This is a genomic window from Cupriavidus sp. 01L46 (assembly GCF_056399905.1).
Window position 1 is genome coordinate 1 of the sequence record NZ_JBFTSF010000212.1, and the last position, 11,736, is coordinate 11,736.

The following is an 11,736-nucleotide window of genomic DNA, read 5'->3' on the forward strand; positions in this document are numbered from 1 at the left end:
CGCAAAGCCGGTGCGGTCCGGAAGGTCCGTGCTGACGCTGTACTCCCCGACCGTGCCATGCCCGCGCGCGGTCGCGCGCACGGTCAGGCGGCCCGGGATACGGCCACGGCGCCGCATCGGCACGGTCGGGCCGCCGCTGCCGGCGATGCCGCCGGTGCCGGGCGGATGGTCCTCGAACATCTCGTCCAGGGCATGGCTCTGCGGTCTGGCGAAATTGCCGCTGCTGGCCAGCCGCCATCCGGGCAGGCTGGCGCGGCGCAGGGCGAAGAGTCCCAGCGGCAGCAAAAGCAGCGCGCCCGCCGCCACCCAGGCCGGCGGCATGAACCTGCCGGGATTCAGGCAAAGGGCGGACGGGTGCGGGGCCTCTGCGCACAGGGAGCTCAGGCGCATGCCGGCAGCCACCACCACGCCGGCGCCGGCCAGCGTCATCGCCAGCGCTGCACCACGCAGTTGCACGTTGCGGCGCAGCCAGGGAACGGCAAGCGTGAGTGCGGCAGTCGCGGCGAGTGCCGCCGCGGTCTGCGACACGTCGTGCGTGACGCGCAGGCTGCCGGAACCCAGCGCGACCCATAACGGCAGGCCGACGGAAGCAGGGGAGAGCAGCAAGACCGCCCATTGCAGCGATCGGGCCGGCCCGCTAGGCAGCGCCCGGTCCGGCTTGGCTGCACGTATCCCCAACCCGACCGCGAGGCCGGATAGGGCAGCGAGCAGCAGAAGGCTAGCACTCATGTCAATAGGGAAGCTGCGCAAAAATTGGGGGCGATGGCGCGACGATCCAGGCGATGCGGGCGCAAAACCCGCATCATCGCATCACACGCGCTTCCCCGGTGATGAAAACGGCGGCAAACGTTCAACCATGGCTCAGAACGCGCTCCAGTCGTCGCCGCCAGCGTTGGCCGAAGCCATTGCCGGGACGGCCGGACGCGCTGCGCGTGCCTGGTGCAGGACCGGCGTGCGCGGGCTCGCCGGCAGGGCCGGCTTGCGCCCGGGCGAACGGCTCGCCGCGGCCTTGGCGGCCACGGGCACGCGCGTTGCCGGCGGCTGCGCTGCCATCACGTGGCTGCCCGAAAGACGGAACACCGACACCACGCCATTGAGCTTCTGCGCCTGCTCTTCCAGGGCGCCGGCTGCCGCCGCGGCCTCTTCCACCAGCGCGGCATTCTGCTGGGTGACCTGATCCATCTGCGTGACCGCCTGGTTGACCTGCTCGATGCCGCTGGTCTGTTCCTGCGTGGCCGCGCTGATCTCATTCATGATGTCGGTGACGCGCTTGACCGCATTGACGATCTCACCCATGGTCTGGCCGGCTTCGGCGACCAGCTTGGTGCCGCTTTCCACGCGCTGGCCGGATTCGCTGATCAGCGCCTCGATCTCCTTGGCGGCGGCGGCCGAGCGCTGCGCCAGGGTGCGCACCTCGCCTGCCACCACCGCGAAGCCGCGGCCTTGCTCGCCGGCGCGCGCGGCTTCCACCGCGGCGTTCAGCGCCAGGATGTTGGTCTGGAAGGCAATGCCTTCGATCACGGCAATGATCTCGACCACCTTGCGCGACGAGCCGTTGATCTCGTTCATCGTATCGACCACGCGGCCCACCACGTCGCCGCCCTTGAGCGCGATCTGCGAAGCGTCGCTGGCCAGCACGCCGGCCTGGCGCGCGTTGTCCGAATTCTGGCGCACGGCCGAAGTCAGCTCTTCCATGCTGGCAGCGGTCTCCTCCAGCGACGAGGCCTGCTCTTCGGTACGCTGCGACAAATCGAGATTGCCGGTGGCGATCTGCTGCGTGGCCGAGGCGATCGAGTCGGTGCCGCCGCGCACCTGCGAGACAATGTTCGACAGGCTTTCCTGCATGGCGACCAGTGCCTGCATCATGCGGCCCACCTCATTGCGCGACACATTGGTGATACGCGAGGTCAGGTCACCCGCGGCGATACGCTCGAAGACTGCCAGGGCTTCCTCCACCGGCCGGACGATGGCCCGCTGCAAGGTGGTTGTGCACAGCGCGGCCACCACCAGGCCAAAGGCGATCAGCAGGAAGCAGAGCACACGCACTTGCCGGAAGCCAGCCTGCGCGTCATTGAAATTGGACTCGCCAGTACGGTACTGGAATGCCTGCAGTGCCTCGTAGGCCGTTGCCATGCTGCGCTGCAGATCGGGCAAGTCCTTCTTGGCAATTTTGAGTGCCGCGTCCGCGTTGTTCTCCCTCAAGGCTTTTTGCACGGGCAGGATGCCCTTTTCCATGAAGTCCTGGCGCTTGCGGCCAAACTCGGTGGCCAGCGCCTTTTCTTCGGCGTCCTGCGGCAGCGCCAAGTATCGCTTCCAGGCCGCCTCGGCACTGTCGACGAATACCATGGAGCGGTCCACCACTGCCTTGGCATCATCGCCCTCTCCCGGCATGACGCCGCGATCGAGGGCCAGGCGCATGCGCGTCATGCCGAGCATGGCCTCGCCCAGCGCCTGCGACGAAGCCAGCTGGTTACCATAGGTTTCCTGAAGCGCGTCATTGCTGTGCGACATGCCATACAGGCCAACGCCGCCAACCAGCATCAGAAGAAGCGACAACATTGCCATTGCGCCGCGCAGCAGAGTTTTGATCTGGATATTGTTATGGAAAGACATGAAGCACCCGATACGGTAAGGAATGCGCGAGGCCTCCACCGGCCCCGGCCCGGCGGATCGACACCCCTGCGACCCGCTCAGGGCAGATAACGGCGGTGTCCCGCGATTCCTTGAGCCGGGTGCCGTGCCCGCCACGCCAGGCCGCTCACGGCGGGACGGCCGCGGCGCAGCGCCCTCGCCCTGTTCATTCGCGCTCTCCCGGCACTACCTGAAAACCCTCGCCCGTGGCAAAAAAGGCGCCGCCAGCCAGATAGTGTATCGAGCGGCACTCGGCATCCGGAAAATGCCATCTACCCTCTGAAAATGCAGCGGAGTCAGCCCACGCGGCCACCACTTCGGCGATGAACAGGTCGTGGCGGCCGGCAACGGCTGGCTCGGGAATGACGCGGCACTCCAGCCAGGCGAGGCAGCCGGCCACCAACGGCGCGGCGATTTCCGCCGCCGCGAACGTGGCCAGTCCCGCTGCGGCGAACTTGTCCTGCTCGCGGCCGGAACGCGAGCCCACTGCCAGCGTGGCGGCAGCCTGCCCACGCGTGGGTATGTTCAGAGCGAACTCACCGCAGGCATCCACCAGTTCGCGCGTGAGCGTGCTGGCGTCGATCACTACCGCGACTTTCGGTGGCTGGAAATCCAGCGGCATGGCCCAGGATGCCGCCATCACGTTGCGGCGGCCACCATGCGCGCTGGTGACCAGCGTCACCGGGCCGTGATTCAGCAGGCGATAGGCTTTTGCCAGTTCCACGGGGACGCGCCGGCAAGCGGCGCCGGCGTTAATCGAGTCATCAGGCATGGCGGATACGGATGAGGGTTCGCTCAAACTGGAGGCGGATCGGCATTGTTGCAGCAAAAGCACTTTATGACCCTCATCATTACAATGGGAAGGGTTATTGCGCAGCGCAAATGTAAAAAAAACGAATCTGCGCTACGCATGGATTTCGGCGAGCTGCCAAAGCGGKCATCACGCCGGAAAATCCGGCCCCATCGATGACCGGCGGCCTGCGCGGAAGTTCATTAATTAGATGGAGCAGATGATTTATCAGAATTCTCCCCATCKGGGTTAAAAGCGTTTGCAGGATCGCTTGCGGCCGTTATAATTCATCCGATTCATCATGCTCACCCAGTAAATCGAGGCTCGTAATGGCGACTTATCAGGAAATTGTTCAGAAAATCAGCGAACTTCAAAAGCAGGCCGAGGAAATCAAGGCCCGCGAGCAGGCTTCCGTCATCGCCGATATTCGCCAGAAAATCGACCAATATGGACTGACCGCGGATGACCTGGGCTTCGGCACCAAGCCTGCCGCCAGCAAGAAGGCCACCCGCAAGGTACCGGTTCGCTATCGCGACAGCGCAGGCAATACCTGGACCGGCCGCGGCAAGCGTCCGGGCTGGCTGACCCAGGCCCTGGCCGCGGGCAAGACCATCGAAGACTTCCTGATTCGCTAAAGTCGGGCGCGACGCCGGGCATGGCGGCCGACTCTGCCGCATGCCCGCAGGAACCCTGAAGACGGCCGGGCATTTGCCCGGCCGTCTTCATTTCCTTCTACCCCTGCCCTCGCCGCGCCGGAGAAACCGGGGACGCACAAGCGGATACGCGCCCCGCTTGCCCGCGTGCCCACGCGTGCGGCCGGGCAACTTAGCCGGCAAACCCCAGCGGGTTCATCGACTGCCAGCGCCAGGAATCCTCGCACATGCGATCGATGTCGTGCTGCGCGCGCCAGCCGATCAGCTTTTGCGCCAGCGCGGGATCGGCGTAGCACGAAGCGATATCGCCAGGGCGGCGGTCCCCGATCACGTAGGGCACCGGGCGCCCGCTGGCGCGCTGGTAGGCCGCGACCACCTCCAGCACGCTGTAGCCGCGCCCCGTGCCGAGATTGACCGTCAGGCATTGCTGCTGGTCGCGCAGGTAGACCAGGGCCGCAAGGTGGCCGGCTGCCAGATCGCAGACGTGGATGTAATCGCGCACGCCGGTGCCGTCGACCGTGGGATAGTCGCCACCATGCACCTGCAGTTTTTCGCGGCGCCCGCCGGCGACTTGCGCCACATAAGGCATCAGGTTGTTCGGCACGCCACCCGGGTCTTCGCCGATCAGCCCGCTTTCGTGCGCGCCCACCGGATTGAAATAGCGCAGGTAGGCGATACGCCAGGCGGGGTCCGACAGTTCCAGGTCACGCAGGATCTGCTCGCTCATCAGCTTGGTCTGGCCATACGGATTGGTGGCCGACAGCGGAAAGTCCTCCAGGATCGGCACCGCATGCGGATTGCCATAAACGGTGGCGGAAGAGCTGAACACCAGCTGCTTCACGCCGGCCGTGTTCATGGCCGAGCAGAGGGTGAGCAGGCCATTGAGATTATTGTCGTAATAATCCAGCGGTTTGCTGACCGATTCCCCTACCGCCTTGAGTGCCGCGAAATGAATCGCGCCCGAGATCCGGTGTTCGGCGAACAAACGGTCCAGCAAAGCGCGGTCCCGCACGTCGCCTTCGACAAAATGCGGGCGCTGGCCGGTAATCTGCGCAAGGCGCTCGACCACGACGCGATTGCTGTTGCAGAGATTATCCAGGCCGATCACGTGATAGCCGGCCTCGAGCAAGGCGACCCAGGTGTGCGAGGCGATATAACCGGTAGCTCCCGTGAGCAGCAAGGTTTCAGACATAGCGATTCATCAAATAGTTGTGAAAAGAGACGTAACGGGCGCCAGGACAGCGCGCACGATGCAACAAATGCCATATCGCGGCGCAGTCCTGGCGGGCAGCAGCCACGGCCAGCCAGGGTCGCCCGCCTCGGATCGAAACAGGTCGAAAGGACGGCTAAGCATAGCAGGCCACTTCTGTCGCGCCTGTGTCACCGGGACCGCTGTGTGCCGGTTTCAGGCCGGCACGTGCCTGCCAGGCCTCAAAAGCCGCCCGCAAGCGCCAGCCGGACTCCAGGTCGCGCATGCCGAGACATTGCGCCACCTCGGCCGGGCCAGCTCCGGCCTCGAAATGCAGTGCGCCACAGGTATTGCGCAGCGTCTGCGGCGACGCGCGCTCGCTGCGCCCCGCCAGCACGCCAGCCTCGTCGAGCAGGATCTCCACGCGGCGGTATAGCGAGGCCGCGTGCAAGTGCCGCCCGCTTGGCATGGCTGGAAACACCAGGTTGCCCAGCGTGCCGGTATGGGAGCGGATTTCCATCCAGGCCAGCAGCGCCGCCCGCGCAAAGGCAAAGACCGGCGCCTCGTAGGTGCGGCCGTTGTCGGCGCGGACCAGGCGCAGCCTGGCGGCATCCTCGGCGATGCTGTCGATGACCAGGCCGCGCGCTTCGCCCACTTTCAGGCCGGCGCCCAGCAACACGGCCACCAGTGCGGTATCGCGGGCGCGCTTCCACTGGGTGGCCGACAGCGCGGCGCCGCCCTGCCCGGCCGCCAGGGCCGCCGGTGCCAGCACACGGGCAATCAGGGCATCGCGCTCGGCGGGCAGCAGGAAGGCGGTCGGATCGTTCTCGCCTTCGGCGAGGTGAGCGCGCACGGCCTGGCTGGCGGGGTTGTGCAAGCCGTCGTGCAATAGCGATAAATGGTGGAAGACACGCTCGATCAGCCGCGTGTAGCGGTAACGATGGTGCTTGTGCAGATCCTGCTCGTCGAGGAAGGCCCCGATCTGCTCCGCCGACCACGACAGCGGCGCCAGGCCGCACTCTGCCGACCAGCGCAAGAGCTTGCCCCACATCGCGCGGTACACCACGGCCGTGCCGCGGCGAAATCCGTGGCTAGCCAGCCAGCCGTCGAAGGCTCGCTCGGGCTGCTTCCGCCAAGCCTCCAGGTCAGCATCGAACAGGTCAGGGGATGGCCCGTTGGCGCTTATGTCAGTACTCACTCGCGCTCCTGCGTTGGTTTTCGGCAATGCCGGTATTGTAGACAAGTCGGCACAAAAGACAGAGTCGTTTGCGCACTGCTCAAGCACGGGCGGGGCTCACCCGGCAATCCCGAACGCGCCGGGTCCTGCACTTGCAACRCCAGGCCATTGCAATTGGCGTCGTCTGCTGCTACCTTTCACACATCGCTATGCAACTGGTTGCATAGCGATGTGTAAGCCGCCGCTGCCGCGGGCCCTGAAGGGCCAAGCTGGCAAGCGTTGCGCAGCGTGCCGCAATGGGCGACTCCCACGCCCTCGGCCCAACCGGAGGAGACACGTGACCCAAGCAACTTTGTCAGCGGCGGCGCAGGCCTCGCTAGCCATCTGGCACCGCATGATCGCCACCCATTCCATGTCCGACCTGGACAGCATCGTGGCGGACGAAGTGGTTTTTCACTCGCCCGTCGCCCACACGCCGTACCCGGGCCGCGTTGCCCTGCGCATGGTGCTGGAATCCGTCAACCAGGTGTTCCAGGACTTCCGCTACCACCGCACGTTCGTCAGCGACGACGGGCGCAGCGTGGTGCTGGAGTTCAGCGCGATGGTCGATGGCAAATCCGTCAAGGCCATCGACATGATCCGATTTAACGACGCAGGCAAGATCGACGACTTCGAAGTCATGGTCCGCCCGAAGAGCGGCCTGGACGCGCTCGCCGCCGCCATGGGCGCCCGCCTCGCCAGCCAGAAATCCGTGCTGCAGGGCGCCAGCGCCTGAGCGCATCGCCGTGCTCCTACCCGTTCCACTGTATTCACTCTCGCAGAAACGCCATGTCACTTCCCGCCATTCTCCAGAACCGTCTTTCGCTGCCGGTGGTTTGTTCGCCGCTGTTCATCATCTCCAACCCCGACCTGGTGATCGCCCARTGCAAGGCCGGCGTGGTCGGCTCCTTCCCGGCACTCAATGCGCGCCCGGGTCCGGTGCTCAACGACTGGCTGGACCGCATCACCACCGAGCTGGCCGAGCACGACGCCAAGCATCCGGACCGCCCGTCGGCACCGTTCGCGGTCAACCAGATCGTGCACAAGTCCAATGACCGGCTCGATCACGACCTGGAACTGTGCGTGCGCTACAAGGTGCCCATCGTCATCACCTCGCTGGGCGCGCGCAAGGAAGTCAACGATGCCGTGCACTCCTATGGCGGCATCGTGCTGCATGACATCATCAACAACACCTTCGCACGCAAGGCCATCGAGAAGGGCGCCGACGGCCTGATCGCGGTCGCCTCGGGCGCAGGGGGCCATGCCGGCGTGCTGTCGCCGTTTGCGCTGCTGCATGAAATCCGGGAGTGGTTCGACGGCCCGCTGCTGCTGTCGGGCGCCATCGCCAGCGGCGAYGGCATCMTCGCGGCGCTGGCCGCGGGCGCCGACCTGGCGTATGTGGGCTCGGCCTTCATCGCCACCGAAGAGGCCAACGCGCAGGCCGGCTACAAGCAGATGATCGTCGACAGCACCGCGTCGGACATCGTCTACTCGAACCTCTTTACCGGCGTGCACGGCAACTACCTGCGCCAGAGCATCGTCAATGCCGGGCTTGACCCGGAGGCGCTGCCGCAATCGGATCCGTCCAAGATGAACTTCGGTTCGGGCAGCGCCAAGGCCTGGAAAGACATCTGGGGCGCTGGCCAGGGCGTGGGTGCCATCAAGCGCGTGGTGCCGGCCGCCGAGCTGGTGCGCCGTTTCAGCGAGGAATACGCGCTGGCGCGCCGCCGCCTCGGGCTGGCCCCGGCAACGGCTTACGCCAACGGCGCGACGGCGGCCGACCTGGCCTGAGCGTTGTTGACGGTGGCCAGCGCACTGCCGCGCCTGGCCACCGGTCCGATCCCCCTATTGCCGCCCATTTCCACGCATGTCCCATCCGCCGGGCGCGATCGCCCGGCGCGACCTCAGGCCGGGTCGTCCTGCTTGTCCAGCAGCGGCAACAATTCCTCGGCCCACGACACCCAATCCTCTTCATACCGGATGCCGCGCCTGAGCAGGGCGTGCTGCAACTGTTGCGCGCGCGTGGGCTGCGCGGCGGAGAAATCGCGCCGCTCGATCTGGCGATAAGTCTCGAGCCGCTCGCGGTGCAGACCGATCAGCCGCGCCATCTCCGGCCCCAGCCCGAGCGGGCCCACGACGGCATCGGCGCGCAGCTTCACCAGGATTTCATCGCGCACGTCCAGGCCGGCGGTAGGCGCCAGCACCCAGCGCGCCAGTTCGTCGCGCCCTGGCGGCAGCACGAAGTAGACCTTCTTGCGGTTCCTGGCGTCCCCCTCCCCCTCGTCCGCGGCAATCCAGCCGTGCTCCGCCATGCGGCCCAGCTCCCGATAGATCTGCTGGTGCGTGGCATGCCAGAAATAGCCAATGGAGCGGTCAAAGCGGCGGGCCAGCTCGTAGCCGGAAGACGGTTTTTCCAGGAGGGAGGTCAGGAGTGCGTGCTGAACGGACATGCGGGAAGCGTGACGTGGAGGCCGGTCGCCCGGTGGCGGCACATGGCTGCCGCCATGGCTTTGGGTGGCGAGCGCCTATGGTAGCGCAAAGCCAGGCCCCGCCAGGGCTGCCGCCCACGGATACCGCCAATTTCCGGCGGTCGGGCACGTGAAAAATGACAAGGCAACGACAACGCTGATGCAGATCTAAAAAATGCTAAATAGCATTTTTCGGCAGGGTGCAATACATTTGCAGACATAGTCATTCCGCATGCCTGTTGCCGGTTCTCGGCCACGGCACAGCCATGCCAGTCATTCACCAGGAGTGGTCCATGCCAGGACGAACAGATTTCGCCGAAGACCGGGATGTCCCGTGGGAGGCCGATGAGCCCCAAGCCGCCAGCCAGCCCGCGTCGGCTACAACGATGCCCGTGTACTACCGCCTGCCGGATACGCCGGACGGGCACCATATCAAGGAATACGCCAGCGGCTTGCGCCAGCTGGTGCGTTTTGTGGGCGTGGAAGAACAGGTTGTGAAGTACAGCCTGGCCTGATGGCCGATGCGCGGCGCTTGCCGTGCACCGTCTCCTGCCATTGTTTCCCCCCTGTCTCCTCCTGCCCCGCGTGTGGGGGCCAGGATTGGGCCCGCAAGCTACCGCGGGCTTTTTTCTGTCCTGAGCGCGTCCACATGTCAAGCGCACGTAAAAAGGCCGGCCCCGAAGGGCCGGCCTTTTTACTGTCATCGGCCCGGGGCAGACGCCCKGGCCGGGGCCACCGTGCGGGGATCGATCAGTCCACCGTGGCGCCCGAAGCCTTCACCACCTTGGCCCACTTGGCGGTCTCGGTCTTCATGAAAGCGGCCAGTTCGGCCGGCTTCTCGGGATGCGGCTCCGCGCCCTGGTCGGCCATCTGCTTCTTCACTTCCGGCATGGCCAGGATCTTCGCCACTTCCGCATTCAGGCGATCGACGATCGGCTGCGGCGTGCCGCCGGTGGCGTACAGCGCGAACCAGGAAGTCGCTTCATAACCCGGCACGCCGGATTCAGCCACGGTCGGCACGTTCGGCAGTGCCGGCGAGCGCTTGGCCGAGGTCACGGCGATGGCGCGCAGCTTGCCGGCCTTCACGTGCGGGTACGACGACGGCATGTTGTCGAACATCAGGCCGATCTGGTTGCCCAGCAGGTCGTTGACCGCCGGGGCGCTGCCCTTGTACGGGATGTGCTGGATATGCAGGCCGGTCATCGAGTTGAACAACTCGCCCGACAGGTGCATCGACGAGCCGCTGCCCGACGAACCGTACGACAGCTTGTCCGGGTTGGCCTTGACGTAGGCGATCAGTTCCTTGATGTTGTTGACCGGCACCTTGGGGTTCACCACCACGATGTTCGGCACCATCGCCACGCGCGAGATCGGCGCGAAATCCTTGACCGGATCGAACGGCAGCTTGGAGTAGAGCGACTGGTTGATGGCGTGGGTACCGATGGTGCCCATGAACAGGGTGTAGCCATCGCCCGGGGCCTTGGCCGCGATCGATGCGCCGATATTGCCGCCCGCGCCCGGACGGTTGTCGATCACCACCGGCTGGCCGAGCGCCTTGCCCAGTTGCAGGCCGACGATGCGCGCCAGGATGTCGGTGGTGCCGCCGGCCGAGAACGGCACGATCATGGTGATCGGCTTGGTCGGGTAGTTGCCTTGCGCGTAGGCCGCGCTGGTCATGCCGCCGAAGGTGGCGGCCAATGCCACACCGGCAGCCAGCAGGCGGCGGCGCGCGCTGTTGTGCGGGGTGCGAGCTTGGGAATGAGATTTCATGTTTGCTCCAGGATAAATCGCTGTAAGCCCGCGCTTGTGGCGCGGGTCATCTTTTTTAGTTTTCTACGGACTAAATGCTGCGGCGTGATGACGGGTGCGCGTTTTGCACCGGTCACGCCGCGGGACTACACGGGTGCCACGCCTAGGGTGGTGCCGCCGCACACATATAGCACCTGGCCGGTCACGAAGCCGTTCTCCGGCGACAGGAAAAACATCGAGGCGCGAGCCACGTCTTCCGGGGTGCCCATCCGCTTGACCGCGATGCTGGCGAGAATCCGCTTGGTCTGCTCGCTGCCTTCGGGGTTGCTCTTGCGGAACAGGTCGGTCGCAATCGGGCCAGGCGCCACGGCATTGACCGTGATGCCATCGCCGCCGAGTTCCATCGCGAGCGTGCGGGTCATGCCGATCAGGCCGGCCTTGGTGGCGGAATACACCACGCGCTCCGGCTTGCCCAGCGCCGCGCGCGAGGCCATGTTCACGATGCGGCCAAAGCGTGCCGCGCGCATCGCGGGCAGGCAGGCCTGGGTCAGCAGCAGGGTGGCTTGCAGATGCAGGCCAACCACATAGTCCAGGTCTTCGACGCGCGCCGTGTCGGCCGTGCCGGGGCGGGTGGCGCCGGCATTGTTGACCAGCCGGGTCACGGCAAAGCGCGAGGTCACCTGCTCGGCCGCGGCGCGGGTCGCGTCGGCATTGGTCAGGTCGGCCTGGACAAACGTCATGTTGGGATGGGACCAGGCGGGGGCGACATAGTCGACATTGACCACCTGGGTCACGCCATCGGCCAGCAGCATTTCGCTAATGGCGCGGCCGATACCGGAACTGGCACCGGTAACGAGCGTGGCAACGGGAAGGGGCATCACATACTCCGACCGGCAAGGGGCACCGGGTCATGCTGAAGAGGATGCGACGAGAGCCGGCGAGCCAGTCGGCCCTGTCGCGCTGCTTCTTTGCGTTGGGAAACTTCATCAGCCTGCGCTTCCACCGGGTACTAACGGCAGCCGCGCGGCATTCTTTAGCGC

The 11,736-nt window shown here is 65.8% G+C and carries 11 protein-coding genes and 1 pseudogene; 4 read left to right on the forward strand and 8 right to left on the reverse strand.

Annotation, left to right across the window (positions count from 1 at the left end):
* The 3 genes and pseudogenes from AC1DS3_RS27845 to AC1DS3_RS27855 all read right to left on the reverse strand — a co-directional run.
* A pseudogene (locus tag AC1DS3_RS27845) lies at positions 1 to 729 on the reverse strand (GGDEF-domain containing protein); the annotation flags it as partial.
* Between the two features lie 132 nt (positions 730 to 861).
* Positions 862 to 2,613, reverse strand: coding sequence for a methyl-accepting chemotaxis protein (locus tag AC1DS3_RS27850; RefSeq protein ID WP_441639099.1), 1,752 nt, complete (start codon positions 2,611 to 2,613; stop codon positions 862 to 864).
* 184 nt (positions 2,614 to 2,797) lie between these two features.
* Complete coding sequence (locus tag AC1DS3_RS27855; RefSeq protein WP_441639097.1) at positions 2,798 to 3,403, reverse strand: flavin reductase family protein; 606 nt, start codon at positions 3,401 to 3,403, stop codon at positions 2,798 to 2,800.
* 347 nt (positions 3,404 to 3,750) lie between these two features.
* Between AC1DS3_RS27855 and AC1DS3_RS27860 the strand changes: the two genes are divergently transcribed.
* A complete protein-coding gene (locus tag AC1DS3_RS27860; protein ID WP_441639095.1) occupies positions 3,751 to 4,056 on the forward strand; it encodes an H-NS histone family protein in 306 nt (101 codons plus the stop codon).
* Between the two features lie 190 nt (positions 4,057 to 4,246).
* On the opposite strand, the gene galE is transcribed toward AC1DS3_RS27860, so the two are convergent.
* Together galE and AC1DS3_RS27870 are read right to left on the reverse strand one after the other, a co-directional pair.
* Positions 4,247 to 5,266, reverse strand: coding sequence for a UDP-glucose 4-epimerase GalE (gene galE / locus AC1DS3_RS27865; protein WP_441639093.1), 1,020 nt, complete (start codon positions 5,264 to 5,266; stop codon positions 4,247 to 4,249).
* Positions 5,267 to 5,420: 154 nt separating this feature from the next.
* Complete coding sequence (locus AC1DS3_RS27870) at positions 5,421 to 6,461, reverse strand: tyrosine-type recombinase/integrase (RefSeq protein ID WP_441639091.1); 1,041 nt, start codon at positions 6,459 to 6,461, stop codon at positions 5,421 to 5,423.
* Positions 6,462 to 6,834: 373 nt separating this feature from the next.
* Here AC1DS3_RS27870 and AC1DS3_RS27875 point away from each other — a divergent pair, with 373 nt between their 5' ends.
* Both AC1DS3_RS27875 and AC1DS3_RS27880 read left to right on the forward strand, forming a co-directional pair.
* Positions 6,835 to 7,215: a nuclear transport factor 2 family protein gene (locus AC1DS3_RS27875; protein ID WP_217446695.1), complete on the forward strand. Its 381-nt coding sequence runs from the start codon at positions 6,835 to 6,837 to the stop codon at positions 7,213 to 7,215.
* 53 nt (positions 7,216 to 7,268) lie between these two features.
* Positions 7,269 to 8,270 carry an NAD(P)H-dependent flavin oxidoreductase gene (locus tag AC1DS3_RS27880; protein WP_477128376.1) on the forward strand — a complete coding sequence of 334 codons (1,002 nt, stop codon included), beginning with the start codon at positions 7,269 to 7,271 and terminating at the stop codon, positions 8,268 to 8,270.
* A 113-nt stretch (positions 8,271 to 8,383) separates the two neighbouring features.
* Here the strand turns inward: AC1DS3_RS27880 and AC1DS3_RS27885 are convergent, their stop codons facing one another.
* Complete coding sequence (locus AC1DS3_RS27885) at positions 8,384 to 8,929, reverse strand: PadR family transcriptional regulator (protein ID WP_441639087.1); 546 nt, start codon at positions 8,927 to 8,929, stop codon at positions 8,384 to 8,386.
* A 311-nt stretch (positions 8,930 to 9,240) separates the two neighbouring features.
* Here AC1DS3_RS27885 and AC1DS3_RS27890 point away from each other — a divergent pair, with 311 nt between their 5' ends.
* Entirely contained in the window at positions 9,241 to 9,462 is a 222-nt protein-coding gene (locus AC1DS3_RS27890; RefSeq protein WP_441639085.1) for a hypothetical protein, read from the forward strand.
* 235 nt (positions 9,463 to 9,697) lie between these two features.
* On the opposite strand, the gene AC1DS3_RS27895 is transcribed toward AC1DS3_RS27890, so the two are convergent.
* Both AC1DS3_RS27895 and AC1DS3_RS27900 read right to left on the reverse strand, forming a co-directional pair.
* Entirely contained in the window at positions 9,698 to 10,717 is a 1,020-nt protein-coding gene (locus AC1DS3_RS27895; RefSeq protein WP_441639083.1) for a Bug family tripartite tricarboxylate transporter substrate binding protein, read from the reverse strand.
* Positions 10,718 to 10,842: 125 nt separating this feature from the next.
* Positions 10,843 to 11,574, reverse strand: coding sequence for an SDR family NAD(P)-dependent oxidoreductase (locus AC1DS3_RS27900; protein WP_441639081.1), 732 nt, complete (start codon positions 11,572 to 11,574; stop codon positions 10,843 to 10,845).
* Between the last annotated feature and the right edge of the window lie 162 nt (positions 11,575 to 11,736).